At 37.6% G+C, this 20,061-nt stretch carries 22 protein-coding genes; 19 read left to right on the top strand and 3 right to left on the bottom strand.

The annotated features are described in order from the left end of the window. Window positions 1-8 precede the first annotated feature (8 nt). Window positions 9-818: an enoyl-CoA hydratase/isomerase family protein gene (locus tag RCJ93_RS04990; RefSeq protein ID WP_446738538.1), complete on the top strand. Its 810-nt coding sequence runs from the start codon at window positions 9-11 to the stop codon at window positions 816-818. Window positions 819-853: 35 nt separating this feature from the next. On the opposite strand, the gene RCJ93_RS04985 is transcribed toward RCJ93_RS04990, so the two are convergent. Beyond that, complete coding sequence (locus RCJ93_RS04985; RefSeq protein ID WP_147193751.1) at window positions 854-2,236, bottom strand: glycine--tRNA ligase; 1,383 nt, start codon at window positions 2,234-2,236, stop codon at window positions 854-856. Window positions 2,237-2,552: 316 nt separating this feature from the next. On the opposite strand from RCJ93_RS04985, the gene RCJ93_RS04980 reads away from it, so the two are divergent. From RCJ93_RS04980 to RCJ93_RS04925, 12 genes are all read left to right on the top strand, one after another. Next, window positions 2,553-3,191, top strand: coding sequence for a helix-turn-helix transcriptional regulator (locus RCJ93_RS04980; RefSeq protein ID WP_446738537.1), 639 nt, complete (start codon window positions 2,553-2,555; stop codon window positions 3,189-3,191). Window positions 3,192-3,202: 11 nt separating this feature from the next. Beyond that, complete coding sequence (locus RCJ93_RS04975) at window positions 3,203-4,018, top strand: pyruvate, water dikinase regulatory protein (RefSeq protein WP_066786425.1); 816 nt, start codon at window positions 3,203-3,205, stop codon at window positions 4,016-4,018. Between the two features lie 474 nt (window positions 4,019-4,492). Continuing rightward, a complete protein-coding gene (gene dnaG / locus RCJ93_RS04970) occupies window positions 4,493-6,313 on the top strand; it encodes a DNA primase (protein WP_446738536.1) in 1,821 nt (606 codons plus the stop codon). Window positions 6,314-6,346: 33 nt separating this feature from the next. After that, window positions 6,347-7,495 (top strand): RNA polymerase sigma factor RpoD, encoded by a 1,149-nt coding sequence (rpoD, locus tag RCJ93_RS04965; RefSeq protein WP_066786431.1) that lies wholly within the window; start codon window positions 6,347-6,349, stop codon window positions 7,493-7,495. A 258-nt stretch (window positions 7,496-7,753) separates the two neighbouring features. Further along, window positions 7,754-8,317 (top strand): hypothetical protein, encoded by a 564-nt coding sequence (locus tag RCJ93_RS04960; protein ID WP_251645885.1) that lies wholly within the window; start codon window positions 7,754-7,756, stop codon window positions 8,315-8,317. Between the two features lie 324 nt (window positions 8,318-8,641). Further along, a complete protein-coding gene (cccA, locus tag RCJ93_RS04955) occupies window positions 8,642-9,016 on the top strand; it encodes a cytochrome c550 (protein ID WP_066786436.1) in 375 nt (124 codons plus the stop codon). Between the two features lie 109 nt (window positions 9,017-9,125). Next, window positions 9,126-9,824, top strand: coding sequence for a tRNA (adenine(22)-N(1))-methyltransferase (locus RCJ93_RS04950; RefSeq protein WP_446738535.1), 699 nt, complete (start codon window positions 9,126-9,128; stop codon window positions 9,822-9,824). Beyond that, on the top strand, window positions 9,821-10,939 hold the full coding sequence (locus RCJ93_RS04945; RefSeq protein ID WP_446738534.1) for a Nif3-like dinuclear metal center hexameric protein: 1,119 nt from the start codon (window positions 9,821-9,823) through the stop codon (window positions 10,937-10,939). The genes RCJ93_RS04950 and RCJ93_RS04945 overlap by 4 nt, the downstream gene beginning before the upstream one ends. 101 nt (window positions 10,940-11,040) lie before the next feature. Beyond that, window positions 11,041-11,880, top strand: a complete 840-nt coding sequence (locus RCJ93_RS04940) for a DUF2785 domain-containing protein (protein WP_446738533.1) — start codon at window positions 11,041-11,043, stop codon at window positions 11,878-11,880. A 39-nt stretch (window positions 11,881-11,919) separates the two neighbouring features. After that, the gene (locus tag RCJ93_RS04935) at window positions 11,920-12,336 is read left to right on the top strand and encodes a cytidine deaminase (protein ID WP_446738532.1); all 417 of its coding nucleotides are present in this window, start codon (window positions 11,920-11,922) and stop codon (window positions 12,334-12,336) included. 39 nt (window positions 12,337-12,375) lie between these two features. Beyond that, on the top strand, window positions 12,376-12,834 hold the full coding sequence (locus RCJ93_RS04930) for an N-acetyltransferase family protein (RefSeq protein WP_446738531.1): 459 nt from the start codon (window positions 12,376-12,378) through the stop codon (window positions 12,832-12,834). A gap of 12 nt (window positions 12,835-12,846) precedes the next feature. Beyond that, entirely contained in the window at window positions 12,847-13,374 is a 528-nt protein-coding gene (locus RCJ93_RS04925) for a GNAT family N-acetyltransferase (protein ID WP_446738530.1), read from the top strand. Window positions 13,375-13,523: 149 nt separating this feature from the next. Here the strand turns inward: RCJ93_RS04925 and RCJ93_RS04920 are convergent, their stop codons facing one another. Then, window positions 13,524-14,495 carry a 4-hydroxy-3-methylbut-2-enyl diphosphate reductase gene (locus RCJ93_RS04920; RefSeq protein ID WP_066786454.1) on the bottom strand — a complete coding sequence of 324 codons (972 nt, stop codon included), beginning with the start codon at window positions 14,493-14,495 and terminating at the stop codon, window positions 13,524-13,526. A 69-nt stretch (window positions 14,496-14,564) separates the two neighbouring features. Then, the gene (gene vrrA / locus RCJ93_RS04915) at window positions 14,565-15,392 is read right to left on the bottom strand and encodes a VrrA/YqfQ family protein (RefSeq protein ID WP_446738529.1); all 828 of its coding nucleotides are present in this window, start codon (window positions 15,390-15,392) and stop codon (window positions 14,565-14,567) included. A gap of 207 nt (window positions 15,393-15,599) precedes the next feature. Here vrrA and RCJ93_RS04910 point away from each other — a divergent pair, with 207 nt between their 5' ends. From RCJ93_RS04910 to RCJ93_RS04885, 6 genes are all read left to right on the top strand, one after another. Further along, entirely contained in the window at window positions 15,600-16,898 is a 1,299-nt protein-coding gene (locus RCJ93_RS04910; RefSeq protein ID WP_150284082.1) for a DEAD/DEAH box helicase, read from the top strand. A gap of 17 nt (window positions 16,899-16,915) precedes the next feature. Next, on the top strand, window positions 16,916-17,812 hold the full coding sequence (locus RCJ93_RS04905; RefSeq protein WP_446738528.1) for a deoxyribonuclease IV: 897 nt from the start codon (window positions 16,916-16,918) through the stop codon (window positions 17,810-17,812). 80 nt (window positions 17,813-17,892) lie between these two features. Beyond that, entirely contained in the window at window positions 17,893-18,447 is a 555-nt protein-coding gene (locus tag RCJ93_RS04900; RefSeq protein ID WP_446738527.1) for a hypothetical protein, read from the top strand. Window positions 18,448-18,679: 232 nt separating this feature from the next. Continuing rightward, complete coding sequence (locus RCJ93_RS04895; RefSeq protein ID WP_446738526.1) at window positions 18,680-19,156, top strand: PaaI family thioesterase; 477 nt, start codon at window positions 18,680-18,682, stop codon at window positions 19,154-19,156. Between the two features lie 73 nt (window positions 19,157-19,229). Continuing rightward, window positions 19,230-19,487: a hypothetical protein gene (locus tag RCJ93_RS04890; RefSeq protein WP_147193720.1), complete on the top strand. Its 258-nt coding sequence runs from the start codon at window positions 19,230-19,232 to the stop codon at window positions 19,485-19,487. 70 nt (window positions 19,488-19,557) lie between these two features. After that, on the top strand, window positions 19,558-20,061 hold the full coding sequence (locus RCJ93_RS04885; protein WP_446738525.1) for a GNAT family N-acetyltransferase: 504 nt from the start codon (window positions 19,558-19,560) through the stop codon (window positions 20,059-20,061).

Below are 20,061 nucleotides of genomic sequence, written 5' to 3'. Positions count from 1 at the left end.
GGTGTGGGATGGCAGATTTATTGTTTGAACAAAACGGCAACATTGCAACAATTACCTTAAATAGACCTGAAAGTATGAATGCATTTAGTGAAGAAATGATTCTGAAATGGATTGAAGCTCTTGAAATAGTGAGAGATTCTGAGGATATTCATGTGCTAGTAGTTAAAGGCAATGGGCGGTGTTTTTGTGCAGGGGGTGATATTCAAGCGATGAAGGCGGGAGAAGGCTTCTTTGAGAGCAAGGAGGATATTACCTCTACGGCACTAGCACGGAAAAATTCACTTTGGAAAAAAATCCAACGCATACCTCTTTTGTTGGAAGAGATTGATAAACCAGTGATAGCGCAAATACATGGCTTTGCAATGGGCGCAGGGCTTGATATGGCATTAATGTGTGATATTCGTATTGTAGCAGAATCCACTAAGCTTTCAGAAAGCTATATCAACGTTGGTATAGTACCAGGAGATGGAGGAGCTTACTATTTACCTAGAATCGTTGGGGTTGATCAAGCGTTGGATTTATTATGGACGGGTCGCATACTTTCAGCACAAGATGCAAAGGAAAAAGGGCTTGTCACATATGTTGTAAAGGATAATGACTTAGAAGAATTTACGAACGACTATGCAATGAAATTGGCAGGTAAATCTAAGGTAGTCGTTCAAATGATCAAAAGAGCTGTCTATCAAAGTCAAACAATGAGTTTGCGCTCTTCACTAGACTATATATCATCGCAAATGGGTATTGTAACTGAACTTCCAGATTTTAAAGAAGGTGTAAGGGCAGTTGCGGAAAAAAGAAATCCACAATTTAATAAATAAAAAAAGAGATGTGCGATAAGCACATCTCTTTTTTATTAGAATACAAGGTGTTTTTCGATATAAGCTTGAACATCGGCGATTGGCATACGAACTTGTTCCATTGAATCACGATGGCGGACTGTAACTTGACCATCTTCCACTGAATCAAAGTCATACGTGATACAGAATGGAGTACCGATTTCATCTTGACGACGGTATCGTTTACCAATTGATTGAGATTCATCATAATCAACAGGGAATGCCTTGCGTAATTCTGCCCATACATCTGAAGCTTTGTCACCCAATTTTTTAGAAAGCGGCAATACGGCTGCTTTAAAAGGTGCTAGAGCAGGGTGGAAGCGAAGAACAGTACGTGAATCGCCACCTTCTAACTCTTCTTCCTCGTAAGCGTCACATAAAAATGCAAGTGTCACACGGTCAGCACCTAGTGATGGCTCGATGCAATAAGGTACAAAGCGTTCATTTGTAGCAGGATCTATATAAGTGAAATCTTCACTTGAATGTTCTGCATGGCGTTTTAAGTCGAAGTCAGTACGAGATGCTACACCCCATAGTTCGCCCCAGCCAAATGGGAATTTAAACTCAATATCAGTTGTTGCATTAGAGTAGTGTGAAAGTTCTTCTTCATCGTGGTCACGAAGACGCATAGATTCTTCATGCATAGCCAAATTTAATAGGAAGTTTTTGCAGAACTCTTTCCAATAAGCATGCCACTCTAACTCTGTGCCAGGCTTACAGAAAAACTCAAGTTCCATTTGTTCAAACTCGCGTGTTCTGAATGTAAAGTTACCTGGTGTAATTTCATTACGGAATGATTTACCGACTTGCGCAATACCGAATGGTACACGTTTTCTCATAGAACGTTGAACGTTTTTAAAGTTAACGAAAATACCTTGCGCAGTTTCTGGACGAAGGAAGATTTCATTAGTAGAGTCCTCAGTTACACCTTGGAATGTTTTAAACATAAGGTTAAATTGGCGAATCTCAGTGAAATCTTGTGCGCCGCAATCTGGACAATGCACATCATATTTTTTCATGACTTCCGCCATTTTGTCGAACGGCATACCATCTACAACAATTTCTTCACCTTGTGCTAATGCTGCATCTTCAATCAATTTATCTGCGCGGTGGCGAGATTTACACTTTTTGCAATCGACCATTGGATCGTTGAAGTTGCCGACATGGCCTGAAGCAACCCAAGTTTTTGGATTCATTAAGATTGCTGCGTCTAATCCTACGTTATACTCAGATTCTTGTACAAATTTTAGCCACCAAGCTTTTTTTACGTTGTTTTTTAGCTCAACGCCTAGTGGACCGTAATCCCATGTGTTCGCTAAACCACCGTAAATTTCTGATCCTGGGAAGACAAAGCCGCGATGTTTCGCTAAAGATACGATACTTTCCATTGTTTTTGCCATTCTAAACCCTCCAATAAAATAATAAAAAGCACCCGTCTCCGGGCACATATTTGTACCCGGGGACGAGTGCTATACCCGCGGTTCCACCCCGATTGATTACCTGAGTAATCCACTTTAAAAAGTTAGCTCCCGGCTGCCTTTTTCTGATTTCGTGTAGACTTTCACCATCTCTACTCGCTTGTCAAGATGAAATCATACTTATTGACCGTTCATCGCTTTATTATGAAGACAATTGTACCACGTGATTCTTTTCTTAGCAATAAGAATGAAAGTAGTATATAATTATTAGGTATTGAGTATAACACTTTTTGAGGCGGTGAGTCCAATAGAGCTCAACAAACGTCAGGAAGAAATCTTAGAAATTGTCAAAGAAAATGGCCCGATTACAGGGGAGCATATCGCTGAGCGTCTATCATTGACACGCGCTACTTTAAGGCCTGATTTAGCGATTTTGACAATGGCTGGTTTCTTAGATGCAAGACCCCGAGTAGGGTATTTTTATTCTGGCAAAAAATCCAATCAAGCTGTAGTTGACAGTATGACTAATATGAAGGTGAAAGATTTCCAGTCTATACCGGTAGTGATTTCAGAAAATGTTTCTGTTTATGATGCTATTTGTCAGATGTTTTTAGAAGATGTGGGCACTTTATTTGTCGTGGATCCAAATTCTTATTTGACAGGTGTACTTTCTAGAAAAGATTTGCTTCGTACAAGTATAGGCAGCCAAGATTTAAACCATATTCCAGTACATATTATTATGACAAGGATGCCGAATATAGCCTATTGTTTTAAATCAGATAGTTTAATACAGGCGGCCCACAAGCTAATTGAAAGACAAATAGACGCATTACCCGTTGTGGTGCAACACCCAGATGGCCTGGAAGTTGTTGGTCGTTTAACAAAAACAAATATAACGCGTGCATTTTTATCGCTCGCAGAAAATCATGATTTGTGAGGTGATAAACCATGAATAATATATCTGTTTTTATTATATCGGATTCTATAGGAGAGACGGGCGATTTAGTTACGAAAGCGGCTATCAGCCAATTTAGACCAGGCATGCAAGATACTAAAATCCAACGCTTTCCACACGTAGAGAGTATTGAACAGTTAAAGGAAATTGTGCTTCTGGCAGATCAACAGGGAGCTATGATAGTTTATACATTGGTGAAAGAAGTAATGCGCGATTATTTGCATAAGAGCTGCAGTGCAAATGGGATTCCTGCGGTAGACTTAATGGGTCCCATGATGGAAATGCTTCAAAATACGTTGCAAATTGAACCAATTGAAGAACCGGGTTTAGTTCGAAAACTGGATGACGATTACTTTAAAAAAATTGAAGCGATTGAATTTGCTGTTAAGTATGATGATGGTCGAGATCCTAGAGGTTTACTAAAGGCTGATATTGTTTTAGTCGGCGTCTCGCGCACGTCTAAGACACCACTTTCGCAATTTTTGGCACATAAGCGTTTTAAAGTGGCAAATGTCCCGCTTGTTCCGGAAGTAGAACCACCAGAAGAACTCTTTTCGGTCGATCCAAAAAAATGTTTTGGACTCGTTATCTCTCCGGATAAGTTAAATAATATTCGAAAAGAACGTTTAATTGCTTTAGGGCTAAATGATGATGCCAATTATGCTCGTCTCGAACGTATTAATGAAGAAATTGTCCATTTCAAAAAAGTAGTTGGCAGAATTGGTTGCCAAGTAATAGATGTAACCAATAAAGCTGTCGAAGAAACAGCAAATGATATATTGCACCGTATCCAAATCTCTAATCAATAATGATTGGAGATTCTTCATTCTACTCAAAAGGTAAATGAAAAGGATAAAAGCAATAGGCTAAGTTGTCTTGCTTTAAAATCCACAAACATACTCAATCTCCATATTTGAGGTATAAAGCCTTCATATTCCAGAAGGTTTTTTTGTTTGCTTAATAAAAATATCAAAATTGTGGTAGAATTTCCGAAACAAATGTTTTATAATAAAAAATTGTGGTAAAAATAATTAATGAGATTTTGTCAATACTAAAGTAAATAAAATAATACCTCAATCGGTGGGTAGAAATTATCTGCTGCTTGTTGAATGAACAATTTAACTTTTACGAGCACTTATTCCACACCTAAATTCCTAATCTTTTCCTTTTAAAGACTATTACCTTGAATAAAGGTTAAAAATTTTATTTTTTTGTCGAAAAATGAAGGAATTTATAATGATAATCTCGAATTGGTTATTTGAACAAAAAAAGATGGTGATGGAATGGCACAAAAAATACCAGAAGAGATTATTGAAGAGATCCGTACAAAGGTAGATATCGTCGATGTTGTATCAGACTATGTCCAGTTGACCAAACGGGGACGAAACTATTTTGGTTTATGTCCGTTCCATGGAGAACAGACACCTTCTTTTTCCGTATCAACAGATAAGCAAATATTCCATTGCTTCGGCTGTGGAGCTGGCGGCAGTGCCATAACATTTTTAATGGATATTGAAAATCTTACCTTTCAAGAAGCTACAGCTAAGCTTGGTGAGCAAGTAGGTATCCATGTTGATGTATCTTCCTCACATGATCATCATCACGTTTCTTCTGCAACACCGGAAGAGGAAAGAATGAAAGAGGCTCATGCCTTTGCAGCAGAATATTATCAACATTTGCTTATTCATACAGAAGAAGGTGAAGAAGGGCTTTCCTATTTACAGCAACGAGGATTTTCAAAAGAGGAGATAGAATCTAATGGCATTGGTTTCTCTTTGCCACATTGGGATTCATTGACTCAACTTTTAGCGAGAAAAGGCTTTAGCTTAGATGAAATGGAACAAAGCGGATTAATTATCAAACGTGAGGACGGATCAGGTTACTTTGACCGTTTCAGAGGCCGTGTGATGTTCCCAATTCGTGATGAGCAAGGAAAAATTATCGCATTCTCTGGCCGAATTTTAGATAGCGGTGGTGAGGATGCAAAGTACTTAAATAGCCCTGAATCGCCTATTTTTCATAAAGGACAAGTGCTCTATAACTTAGATCAGGCTAGACCTATTATAAGGAAAGAACGCAAAGTTGTCCTGTTTGAAGGTTTTATGGACGTACTATCAGCCAAAAGAGCGGAAGTGTTTAATGGAGTGGCCTCTATGGGTACAGCTCTAACAACGCAACATTTGGCAAAGATTAAACGTCTAACTGATCACATAATTGTTTGCTATGACGGTGATAAAGCCGGCTGGGAAGCGGCGAAGAAAGCAGCGGAAATGCTCCATGCTGAAAAACTCAATGTTGAAGTCGCCCTTTTGCCTACAGGTTTAGATCCGGATGAATATATACAGCAATTTGGTCCAGAAGCTTTTAAGGAAAAGGTAATAAGCGAGCCGCAAAGCTATGTTGCCTTCATGTTAATGCATGCAAGACGCAATAAGAATTTTCAATACCAAAACGACATATTGCAATATGTCGATGAGGCACTGAACTTTTTAATAGAAGGAATATCGCCCATTGAAAAAGAATTATATATTAAACAGATTTCGATGGATACGAATATATCCTCTGAGACTTTAGAAATGCAATTGCGGCAAAAAGAAGCTCAGGTAGTTAAAAGTTCACAGCATCAAAAGCAAAAAATACAGCCTTTAATGCAGCCAACTCTTCAAAAACCCATTACAGCAACAGATAGAGCAGAGCGTTTATTGCTTTCGCATATGCTCCATAACATTGATATAGTGGATCGAATTCGCCAAGAGGAGGATGAGAATCCTTTTGTACGGGAAGATTATATGGCGATATATATACACTTAATAGGGTTTTATGAAGAATATGAACAAGCGGATTATAAGCGTTTCGCTGAAGTTATCAGTGACAGAGAGCTTAGAAAGATTATAATGGAAGCTGCTCTTGTCGAGCGTGATCCGAATCATGCGGATGAAGAAATTGCAGATTGCCGGGCGCATTTAAAGAAATTTAGAATTAAACAACAAATTCATGATAAAACTTCGGCAATTAAAGAAGCTGAAAAAATGCACGATATCAAAGGTGCTATGGAGCTTTCAAAAGAAGTTTTTGATTTAATGAAATCACTTTCTCGTATGTAAGTTGATTGTGATTGGCAGAAGGAGGAAACACCTATGGCGGACAAGTCTAAACGTTCAAATGACGAAAAAGAAGTAAAAGAATTGGATTTAGAACATACATTAGAAGAAACCAAAAAAATCTTGCTTGAAACAGGTAAAAAAAATGGTGAATTAACTTATGCAGAAATTGCTGATAAGCTGCAAACATATGAAATGGAAGCAGACCAGGTAGAAGAATTCATCGACAAGCTCGAATCGAATGGCATCGAACTAGGCGGAAAAGACGGAGACGAAGAGAATCTTGATCGCTTGCTAAAAGGAAATGCCGAAGAAGAAACGTTTGACTTGAATGATTTAAGTGTTCCTCCAGGCGTAAAAATAAATGACCCTGTTCGAATGTATTTAAAAGAAATTGGACGAGTTGACTTATTAAGCGCGAAAGAGGAAATTGCTTTAGCTGAACGTATTGAACAAGGCGATGATGAAGCGCGCAAACGGTTGGCAGAAGCTAACTTAAGGTTAGTAGTAAGTATTGCCAAAAGATATGTTGGTCGTGGAATGCTTTTCTTGGATCTAATCCAAGAAGGAAATATGGGCTTAATCAAAGCAGTAGAAAAATTCGACTACCGTAAAGGATTCAAATTCTCTACGTACGCTACATGGTGGATTCGCCAAGCGATTACACGTGCGATAGCCGACCAAGCTCGTACTATTCGTATTCCAGTACACATGGTAGAGACTATCAATAAATTGATTCGTGTGCAACGCCAGCTACTTCAAGATTTAGGGCGCGAACCAACTCCTGAAGAAATTGGTGAAGAGATGGATTTAACACCAGAAAAAGTGCGTGAAATCTTGAAAATCGCCCAAGAGCCTGTTTCACTTGAAACACCAATCGGCGAAGAAGATGATTCCCATTTAGGCGATTTCATCGAAGACTCAGAAGCACAATCGCCATCTGATCATGCGGCATATGAGCTTTTAAAAGAACAATTAGAAGATGTATTAGACACATTGACAGACCGAGAAGAGAATGTCCTTCGCCTTCGATTCGGTTTAGATGACGGCCGTACTCGTACACTAGAAGAAGTAGGTAAAGTCTTCGGTGTAACAAGAGAACGTATCAGACAAATTGAAGCGAAAGCGCTAAGAAAATTGCGTCATCCTTCTCGCAGTAAGCGATTAAAAGATTTCTTAGAATAACAGTGGGCACCTGATTGTTGATCAATCAGACGTTTACAGGAGAAATTCTCTAAATCATCTTTCTTATACAGTGATTTAAATCATATCATAAAATTAGACCCTGATTATCAAAGCTATACAGGCAGCTTTGCTCAACTATTTCTTCAAGGGAGAGCATGAGAAGTTGCCCGTGAGTGCAATAATTAAAAGGCACCTATTTAATTAGGTGCCTTTTTTAAAGGTGAAAATCAAAGAGCTTAACAAGTTCGAGGTGAATGGATGAATAGTCAAAAAAAAGAAGTCATATTGAGCGAAATTGCGTTTTGGAAAGAAAATAAGCTGTTGCCGGAGCAATACTGTGATTTTCTCACAACTCTCTACACAGCTGGAGAAGATAGCAAGGATACCTCTATGGATGAAGTAAGCGCATCCACGTCCATATTAGCCAAAGGCTCAGGAAAAACGATTTGGAAAAAAAGCCTAACAATTGCAGGTACTCTTTTGTTATTGATTGCACTTTTTTATTTACAAGCGCCTCTCGTTTTTATTCCGCTTGCCATTAGTATTGCAGCTATCATTGGGATCATTATATTGATTTTTCGGTTGTCTCCTAATAGAGCTATTAGTACAACATTTGCATACGCAACAATCGCTCTTCTGCTTTTTGGGATATCGATAAAAGGAGCAAATATTTTCTTTGAAGGCCAATCAATGGTGTTATATGGTGTTTTGATAGGGAATTGTGTTCTATGGATTATCTCCGGTATATGGTTACGCTTAGTTTATTTCCTTATTTCAGGTGGGTTAGGCTTTCTAGTTTTAATTATTTATTATTTCATATAGTAATAGAAACTAGAAAATTTATATCCGACTTTAAAATTGGATTAGGAAGCATAACGATGAATAAAGTGTAGAAAATAAGGATGTAGGAGTATGACCATTGAAATGGCTTTCCTACAAAATAGGACAGGGAAATGGATGAAGGTGATACTAATAAGAGAAAATGCAAGAAAAATTTATTTTTTTTGTGTCAAATATGGCAATTTTGTCACAAACGATTGAAAACTTCTTCAGAAGGTCTTTCCGTTTCTTGCGGAATGAAGTACAATATTAAGTGTTGACTGATTCTATTTATAGAAATAGATTGAACTTATGAGGGAGGGTAAATTGATGAAAAATCCTATTATTCCGTATATCTTAATCATGGCTTTTGGCTTAGGTTTAATCTTCTTCATGTCTATTGACGGAGCAGATAAAAAAGCTGAAATCGCTAAAGGCGGAGACAAAGAAAAAACTGAACAAACAGAAGGCAAATCAGCTTCAGGCGAAGCTGATCCTGAAGCAATTGCTCAACAAAAATGTATCTCTTGCCACGGGGACAACCTTAAAGGTAATGTAGGTCCTAACTTACATGGCACAGGTTTATCTGAAGCAGAAGTTAAAGACATCTTAACTAAAGGTAAAGGCGGCGGCATGCCAGCTGGTTTAGTTCAAGGCGCTGAACTTGATGCAATGGCAAAATATATCTCTGGATTAAAATAATTAATTCTCGACTATTTTGCAAACCCTTATCCAACGTGGATAAGGGTTTTTTGCATACAAATACTATCTATTATCAGTTACAATATAAGATGAAAGGACGGGACTTTATATGAATGCTCAAAAATTATCCAAACGGCTTCAAACAGTAGCCTCTTTTGTACCAGAGAAAGCCGTTGTGGCTGATATAGGCAGTGACCATGCTTATTTGCCGTGTTACTTAGTGTTGCAGGGGGTTATACATAGAGCCATTGCTGGTGAAGTGGTGAAAGGCCCTTATGAATCCGCATGCAACGAAGTAAGAAAAGAACAATTGCAAGGAAGTATTGCTGTTCGATTTGCTGATGGCCTACAAGCTATAGAAAAAGAGGATGGCGTCACAGCTATTACAATTGCAGGTATGGGAGGTCCGCTAATTGCTTCCATATTAGAAAAAGACGCTGAACGTTTGCAGGGAGTAGAGCGCCTGATCCTCCAGCCGAATATTCATGCGATAGCTATTCGTGAATGGGCAATGGCAAATGGCTGGAAGATTATAAATGAGGAAATACTGAAGGAAGACGAAAAAATCTATGAAGTGCTTGTTCTAGAACGAGGAGAAGAATCGTTAAACACAGTACAATTACTATTAGGCCCCGTACTCTATAAAGAGAAAAATGCTGTCTTTAAAGAGAAGTGGCAACATGAAATAAATCAATGGCTATTAGTACTAGAAGCATTAAAACAAGCAGAACCAACTACAGCTATTGCAGAGAAAGAAAGAGAGCTTCAACAAAAAATAGAACTGGTCAAGGAGGTTTTGAAAGATTGAAAGTAGCGAATGGGCAACAAATCATTGGTATTTTTGAAACATGGTCTCCTAAAAAGTTAGCGGCAATGGAAGGTGATCCCATCGGCTTAGCTATTGGCACCTTAAATAAGCCAATAAAAAGAGTATTGGTCACTTTGGATGTGAATACACAAGTGGTTGATGAGGCAATTGAAAATCAATGTGAATTAATTATTGCACACCATCCGCCTATCTTCCGAAAATTAGCGAATATGCGCACTGATTCCCCACAAGGCCAACTGATAGAAAAATGCATCAAGCATGATATTGCAGTCTATGCAGCGCATACGAATCTTGATGTAGCAGAAGGCGGAGTAAACGATTTATTAGCAGAAGCCTTACAATTAGAAAACTGTGAAACCCTTGTACCAACATTTACGGAAAGATTGTATAAGCTAGCAGTCTATATACCAACTGATTATGCTGAAGCATTAAGACAAGCGCTAGCAGGAGCTGGGGCTGGTCAAATTGGCGACTATGACTCCTGTAGTTATACCCTTGAAGGTGAAGGCAGATATAGAGCACAAGAAGGTGCTAATCCATTTGCAGGAAAAGTCGGTATGCTTCATACAGAGGAAGAAGTGAAGATTGAAGTTGTGGTCCCAGAAGGTAAGAAAAATAAAGTCCTACGTGCGATGCTGAATGCTCATCCATATGAAGAGCCAGCGTATGATTTGTTTGTTCTTGATACACCTGCTAAAGAAATGGGGCTTGGTCGGATTGGTACGATTCATCCAATGACCTTGAAAGACTTTGCAGAACATGTAAAAGCAAAACTGAATGTAAAAGCTGTACGTGTAGTGGGTGATTTATCTTCAAATATTTCAAAAGTAGCAGTGCTGGGTGGCGATGGCAACAAATATATTTATGATGCGAAACGAGCAGGAGCGGATGTCTTTGTAACAGGTGACTTGTATTTCCATGTTGCACAAGATGCAGAAAACTTAGGCCTCCACGTGGTTGACCCTGGGCATCATGTAGAATCAATCATGAAAATAGGCGTTTCAAAAAAGATGGACGAATTATGCAAAGAGCAAAAAATTGATTGCACATTTATCCCTTCAAAACTATCTACTGAGCCATTTCAATTTATTTAAACCAGTTAAGACTCAAATGAACATGGAAATACATCAGCCATGTTTATTTGAGTTATATAATGGAGTCTTTTAAAAAAATGGTGACTCGAAAGGTATCTAACATGAATTTAAAATTACAACTTAATCAATTAAAGAGTCGGAATATTGGAACTTTGGTTGGAGCAGACTTAAAATATTTAATTCAAAATATGTTGGATAATATAGGATCAGTTGACCCGGTACTAAGAGATAATCTAATATATCCTACATTTATAAGAATATTTAATGAAAATTTATTAACCTTTGAGCAATATTGGTCTATTTTGGAAATCTGTTTAGATGAGAACCATCTGTTCTATAAGATTGGCGAATTAAATACAGATTCAGTTTTCACTCGCTCATTTTCTTCTTTAGTCATTACCGGGATATTAATAAAAGATAGTGAATTGAACTTTTTAACGCTGCAAAATTTAGAATGTGTAATGAACAGAGCCATTATTTATATGAATGTCGAGTTGGATACAAGAGGATATGTAGAAAAAAAAGGTTGGGCTCACAGTATTGCACATGGAGCGGACTTATTAGCATCTCTTGCAAGTCATCCTAAGATAAAAGAGGGACTACAATTTTCAAAAATCCTTCATACAGTCCAACAGTGTTTGTTTAAAGATGCAACCTATACTGACGATGAAGATGAGCGGTTAATCTTTGTGATAGAAGCATTATTGGAAAAAGGACAAAGCGAAAAGGAATTAGAACAATGGGTGTTGCAAATTTTTAATAGCTTAGATTTGATATTTGAGAAAGAAGGATTCTCAAATAAATTTTTCCAGACCAAGTTCAATGTCGCAAACTTCATTAAAACCTTCTATTTTAGGATTGGATTTAAATATGGAGATTGTCGCATAAGAGAATTGATGGCAGAGAAATTAAAGGACCTACATCATAGGGTGTATGCTTAGTCATCGAAGATTCGTAGATTGTTAATAGGAGAGGTAATGATGGAGTTAAAAGAAAAATTATATCTTTTTGCAGAGCAATTAATCAAGGATAGATACCCAACAGGTTGGGGGGGTGCCGCAGCGATGGCATTAGACGATGGTACAATCTTGACGAGTATAGCGCCTGAAGTGATTAACGCATCTACTGAACTTTGTATAGAAACAGGTGCAATACTAGAAGCTCATAAGCTGAACAAAAGGGTAACACATTCCATCTGTTTAGTTCGAGATGATACAGCTGCAGACATCAAAGTCTTATCACCTTGTGGAGTGTGCCAAGAAAGACTATTCTACTGGGGGCCGTCTGTTATGGTTGCAGTTAGTGTGGCAGGGAAAGATATTGTCTATAAACCGTTATCAGAAATGCAACCCTATCACTGGACTGCCGCGTATCCAGAGGAAGAGTTTTTCAACTAAATGGTGTGAGATTTGTTCGTGAAGGAGAATGTTAAATTAATGGAAATCAGAAGACCAAATGATTCAGAATACCAAAAGATTTTATTATTAACACCACAAGCTATACACGATGGTACTATGGGTGGGAGCGTACCGACAGATGTAAAAGTCAAACAACTTGTTGAGCCTTTATTGGAAAAGGGAAGTTACTATTTAATAGCAACGGAAGACGGTACCTTAATGGGTTGGATTCTTATAGGTAGTAGTAAAGATCAATTTACTGAAAAAGCATATGGATTTATTTATGAATTGTTTGTAATGGAAGAATTTAGAGGTAAAGGAATATCAAAAAAATTGATGGCAACTGCGACCGAAGATTTTGAAAGAGACGGATATTTAGAAGCACGTTTAAGCGTATACGCAGGAAATCAAGCTATTAAACTGTATGAAAAAATGGGATATAAAAATAGAACTATTACAATGAGTATGCCAATTAAGTCAAAATCAAAACTAAAATAAAGGAGAGAATAAATGTTTCCTATATTAGAGACAGATAGATTAACTCTGCGAGAATTAACGGATACAGATGTATATGATATTTTTGCTTGCCTTTCCAATAAAGAAGTCACATGTTTTTATGGGTCAGAACCATTAAATAGCATAAAAGAAGCAGAAGAATTAGTAGAGTTTTTTAAGAAAAATTATAATGAAGAAAGAGGCATAAGGTGGGGGATTGAGCGAAAAGGAACAAAAGGTATAATTGGTACAATTGGATATCACGCTTGGTCTCAAAAACATAAAAGAGCTGAAATTGGATATGAGATTCATCCGGAGTACTGGAGGAAAGGTTACACTTCAGAGGCAATATCAAAAGTAATTTCATTTGGTTTTGATACGATGGGCTTAACACGTATAGGAGCAATTGTTTTCCTAGAAAATGAAGCATCTAATAAATTATTAGAAAAAGTCGGTTTTCAAAAAGAGGGAATTTTAAGAGGCTATATATATCAACAAGGAAAAGCATACGATACGAATGTTTATTCTCTTCTTAAGAGATAATTGATTCCTCTGTAGAGTACAGTTATGGTAGATAGCTTACCTCGCTAGCTGTATAAGCTGTGCCTCACGTATCTAACCAAAAAAGCCTTCTGTTAGAAAAACAGAAGGCTTATTTATGGATCACTCATGAAATCTGAGATTGCCCGTAATTATCCTTTTGGTAAGATCTTTGTCACAGGTGAAGGTTGTTTGATTTTCGGTAGAATTTTGTCTAGTGTGACAGAACGGCTTAAGTCATGTGTAGCAGGATTCTCAGGATCGTATTGGTCTAAGAATTTAATAACCTCTTTAACTATTGGCGTTGGCGTAGAAGCGCCTGCTGTCACGCCGACTTTTTCAACTCCATCCAACCATTCTAGTTTTAATTCTGAAAGATCGGCGATACGGTAAGATTTCGTTTGGGCTATTTCTTCAGAAACCTGTGTCAGGCGGTTAGAGTTATTACTTTTCGGGTCTCCGACTACGATGAGCAAATCTGCTTCACCAGCTTGTGTTGCCACAGCTTCTTGGCGGACTTGTGTCGCTAAGCAAATTTCCTTATGAACTTCTATGTTAGGATATTTTTCCTTTAAACGTTCCATTAAATGTGATACATCCCATTGACTCATCGTCGTTTGGTTTGTAACCAGTATTTTATCGTTCGTTAGTTGGAGCGCCTCGATATCCTCAATGTTTTGTACAAGATGGACATGATCAGGAGCTACCCCAATTGCACCTTCAGGCTCAGGATGACCTTTCTTCCCAATATAGATAATATCATAGCCTTCAGCTGACTTTTCTTTGATTAAATCGTGCGTTACAGTTACGTCGGGACAAGTTGCATCAATAGCAATTAGCCCTTTTTCGGAGGCTAATTTTCGCACTTCTGGCGATACACCGTGTGCAGTAAAAATAACTGTGCCTCCATCGACTTTTTCCAAAATTTCCAAACGATCTTTTCCATCTAATGTAATGATCCCGTCATTCTCAAATGCATCAGTTACATGCTTGTTATGAACGATCATTCCAAGTATATATATAGGCCTTGGCAATGTTTTATCCATTGCAGCATTGCGAGCGATAACCATCGCATCTACAACACCGTAACAATAGCCTCTAGGTGTAATTTTAATGACTTGCATAATTGGACCCCTTTCAATGCTCAGTACTACCATTATAACGGAGTCCTTAATCTAATACAAAATTATCGACTAGAAAGGAGGCTGAAAGATGCGTGGTCTTGAAGCTCTTGGCGTTTGGATAAAATTCTGGCCACCTGTTGAGGAGGCACTCGTATTACCTGTATTCAAGTTAGATGCGCCACCTGAAGTACCTCCACTTGCTGCCCTGGCTGTTGCTCCACCTCCAGGGTTAGCGTCGGGCATTGATTGGAATCCTTTATAAAGCTTATACATAGCCGGTATATTTTGGAACATAGGCGAGATTTGTTTTACCATTGGTGAATATTTTTGATAGGTATTATAAAGCTGATCGGCTGTATTCATATATTGTTCAAGTTTCGCAAAACCTCCGCCAAACAATCCAGCTGCACCTGTTGCTGCTGCTGCCTCAGTTGCTGCGACACCAGCTACTTCAGGTCCAGCGCCTATACCATCTCCAGCTTCTACACCACCCAAGTTTTCAGCAACTACTGATTCTTCTGCTACGTTCACCGGTCCCCGTGATGCAGTAGCTACTCTTGGGCCACGAGGTACAGGAGCCATCCGTTGAGGACCTCCAGCCATCATTCCAGGTCCACGCATACCATAAGGTGGCATACCTGGCGCAGGGTAGTAAGTTTCATTATTATTTTGTTTGTTACCTCCTGTTAATGTGTTTTTTAAATTTTGTAAAAGGCCCCCGCCTTTCTTTCTAGGTTTTTGTCCTGGTGCTTGCGGAAATCCTGTATTTGCAATCGGGTATGGCCTATACATATTCGGTTGGTAAGGTGAAGGCGGTCTCAACGTCTGATTGGTTGTATACATCGGATAACTACGTTGAGCTGGATTGCCGTATGGAAAAAAGGATGGGTGAACCATATGATTACTCCTTTCATATTCTTAAATAAAGTAAACCTTTAATCGAACGAAAATTTACTCCTCCTTTAAGCGGGGTAAACAAAAAACCATAGGAAAAATCGCCAACAGAATTGACGAAAGTGCTATTAATAGATATCATATGCAAATGGCTACTTTAATGTACGAATCATGTTACAATGAGTGAAGGAAGTTAGGAGGGACAAATGAATGTCCAAGTATAGTGATTACAATTTTCAACCATTTTTGCGAGAGGCTATCAAAGAACTCGGTTTTACTGAGCCAACGCCAATCCAAAAAGAAATGATTCCGCTGATTTTAAAAGGAAAAAGCGCAATCGGACAAGCTCACACAGGAACTGGCAAAACGCATAGTTTTTTAATTCCTATTGTAGAGCGTATTAAGCAAGACGAGCAAAAGGTACAAGCAGTTATTACTGCACCAACTAGAGAGCTTGCTACTCAAATACATGCAGAGTTAATGAAGATAATCGAAAAAACTGATATCCACGCTAAATTATTTATAGGTGGTACGGATAAACAGCGTTCAATCGATAAATTAAAATCTCAGCCTCAAATTGTAGTAGGGACACCTGGGCGTATACGCGACCTCGTGAAAGAACAAGCGTTGCTTGTGCATACTGCATCTATTTTAGTTGTAGATGAAGCAGACCTAGCATTTGATATGGGCTTTATTGAGGATATTGACCAGTTTGCGACCCAAATGCCTGAAAACCTTGAAATGTATGTTTTCTCCGCAACAGTGCCAGAGAGCTTACAGCCTTTCTTAAGAAAATATATGGAAGCACCTGTTCATATTCACATGAACGACAAAAAACCAGTAGCAGAAAATATTGATTTTTACTTAATTCCAACAAGAAGCAAATCACGCAATACAAAACTCTTAGAGGTTATGGATGCTATTAATCCGTATTTAGCGATTATTTTTACCAATACTCGTAAACAAGCTGAAGCAGTAGCGAATTTCCTTTCGAGCAATGGGAAACGTGTTGGACGGATTCACGGTGATTTGACGCCGCGCGATCGTAAAAAAATGATGAAGCAAATTCGGGATTTAGAATTCCAATATATCGTTGCTACTGACTTAGCTGCTCGTGGTATTGATATCCCAGGTGTTAGCCATGTAATAAACTACGAATTACCGCAGGATTTAGAATTCTTTATACACCGTGTTGGCCGTACTGCACGTGCAGGCAACAAAGGACTTGCCATTACATTATTTGAGCCATCAGATGAAGATGCGATTGTACGAGTAGAAAAAATGGGGATTCCTTTTGTACCTAAAGATATTAAAAATGGCGAAATTATTGAAATGAAAGAGCGTCATGCGCGTCAAAATCGTGAAAAGAAAGTGGATGAGATCGACCAAATTGCAAAATCTCGTGTCCGCAAGCCTAAAAAGGTCAAACCAGGATATAAACGTAATATGCGTTGGGAAATGGATAAAATCAAGAAAAAAGAACGACGTAAACGTAACCGCAATCGTTAGAAAGGGGACTTTTCATTATGTTAATTGGTTCTCACGTCTCCATGAGCGGCAAAAAAATGTTGCTGGGATCAAGTGAAGAGGCGGCTTCATACGGGGCTACTACTTTTATGATTTATACAGGTGCCCCCCAAAATACGCGCAGAAAAGCAATTGAAGATTTAAATATTGAAGCAGGCCTTGCGCATATGAAAGAAAATGGTTTATCTAATATTGTAGTGCATGCACCGTATATAATTAATATAGCGAATACGACCAAGCCTGAAGTTTTTGCGCTAGGTGTCGATTTTCTACAAAAAGAAATCGAGCGGACCGCAGCTATTGGTGCGAATCAAATTGTATTGCATCCTGGAGCCCATGTTGGAGCAGGGGCAGATGTCGGCATTGCTAAGATTATTGAAGGCCTGAATGAAGTCTTATCACAAGACTATCCGGTACAAATTGCATTAGAAACTATGGCTGGCAAAGGTTCTGAATGTGGTCGCACTTTTGAAGAGCTAGCTAAAATTATTGATGGCGTTACAAATAATGAACGACTATCTATATGTTATGACACATGCCATACACATGATGCGGGTTATGATATTATTAATGACTTTGATGGTGTATTAACGAATTTTGACAAGGTTATAGGTCTTGATCGTATTAAAGTGTTGCATGTTAATGATAGCAAAAATGTTAGTGGTGCTGCAAAAGACCGCCATGAAAATATAGGCTTTGGTCATATTGGGTTTGATGCTTTAAGCCGTATTGTTCATCATGAAGCATTCGAGCAAATTCCTAAAATCCTAGAAACACCATGGGTAGGGAAAGATGCTAAAACCAAAAAAGCGCCATATGCATACGAAATTGAAATGCTGCGTACAGGGCAGTTTATGCCAGAAAAAATCGATGCATTACGTGGTGAGCAAGATTAGTTACTAGAAAAATAAAGCCTTTACCTTTAGTTTAGGGTAAGGGCTTTTTTTATCCTAATAATGAGGAGGAGCCATGATTAATGCGAAACATTCTAAACAAAGCTTTTCCAATTTCTTTAAAGCAAGAAGTAAAATACATACAAAAAAAATTACCTTTAAAGCTATTTAATCATAATTTTTCACATCCATTTCAGATATTTGTAGATCAGGAAAATTTATTTATTCCGGAACGTATTTATTTTAATGAGATCTCTAAAGATGTATATGAAAGCTTAAGCATTACCCAAAAAACAATAGTCGACTGTATATATACTAGACATTGTGATGGATTTGTACGAGAAAAATATCTTACTAACCTTTTGGAGAGGGGGCACTACGACTACTGGGTGACACCTTTCATTATAAAACTAACAGGAGAGTATGTAATAGAGATTTTAAGCAGAATTCAAAAACAGGTAGACCAATTAAACGATGCTTTTATAAAGGATTTTTTGCTGGAAAACCCACCATTTCATTATCTTATTACACAAAGAATCATAAGCTACTGGAATTATTATTACCGATGGGACTATTCGAAAGAAATATATGTTGGGTTTGGTTTAATTAAGTATTACACAGATTGTATAGAATCATAGAGAGGCCAAAGTAACTGGATTATTAGATTTCTGTAAAGAAATGGCTAATCCAAATTCACTGCTTTTTTAAAAAATGAATATAATGTATTAATGTATTGCGAAGAAGATAACTAGGTTACTCTTACATTAATGAAATGCATCACTTGCTAAAACTCAATGATTTTTTGTAAAGTAGTTCCAAAACAGGTAGCTAGATGACTGTTCTAATAGTAAAAGGGGTTGGGTTAAAACTATGAACAATTCAAGTAATCAATTGATTGATAATGCGGAAGTAAAAGGTAGGAACGCAACTGGGGGAAAGTATAGTATTGAAAATTTTAAAGATGTAGTTTTGAAAAAAATTCCCTCACCTAACTGTGACCAAACTCTTCAAATCGAGCCTGTACTGTCAGAAGATGGATGGGCGAAAGCAATATGGACAATAGATGAAAAATTCGTCAATGGTATTGGTGTCACAATGGGTGGATTTGTTGCTGCAGCTACAGATACAATGATGGCTTATGCAATAGCAACTGAACTAAAGCCAGGCCAATCGTTTACTACAATCGATTTACATACCACATTTTTCCGACCAGTAGTTCCTGGTATAGCTGAGGTTGTCGCTAAAATAGAAAGAAAAGGAAATAGAACAGCATATCTTACAGCAGAGGTAGTCCAAAATGATAAAAAATGTTGTAACAGTACCTCTTCTATAATGATTTTAGATTAAAAAAGAGTAAAAGAGGAAATTAATATAGTAATCACCGTACTTAAAAAAGACTTTTAAAAGGGGGAGTGCTATCTTGTACAAGAAAGCTATTTTAGGAGTTTTATCAATATTAACGGTTATATTAAATATTATTTTTTTCTTTAGTATAAGAGGTCCAAATGCAAATCTAACTTTAGGTGTCTGCGTGTTTACTGTACTATCAGTGCTTGGGATAATTTTTGCTATAGCATCAAAAAAACTTTGGTTCATAGTATCAGGAGTGTTATTAAATAGCGCTGTTTTGGTTTTGTCATATTTCCTTTTAATCGCGATAGGCATTAGTGAATCATAAATTATGAAAAAAATGTTTATAATGTTACGGTTAAATATATCTGAATAAATAAAATTATCAGGAGACTTTTATGAGGCTATTAGCATTATGTGATATATCGGAAGAAAAAGTTAAAGATTTTTTAAAGAAACAGTGGGGCAGCACAGAAATGGTTATTTCTTCTGGCGTTTTTGATTGTAGTAAGCTTGATGGTTTTGCTGTTTTAAATGATAACGCTCAAATCACTGGTTTGATTACCTATTATATGACTGAGAAAGAATGCGAAATAATTTCATTAAATAGTTTGGAAGAAAAGAAGGGGATAGGCACTTTATTGGTGGCTAGAGTGGAAGAAGAAGCTTTAGAAAATAAATGTACCCACGTAAAACTCATAACTACAAATGATAATTTATTAGCCATGAAATTTTATCAAAAAAGAGGATACTATCTAGCTGAATTATTAAAGAATGCTGTCGAAACTGCGAGAAAGATTAAACCTCAGATTCCTTTTACAGGATACGATGATATACCAATCAGAGATGAAATCGTTTTAGAAAAGTTATTAAATAATGTGAGGCACAATTCAACTATATGA

The organism is Rummeliibacillus sp. BSL5 (genome assembly GCF_052928305.1).
The sequence above is the reverse complement of the archived record's forward strand: the minus strand, read 5'-3'. Positions and strand labels throughout refer to the sequence as shown.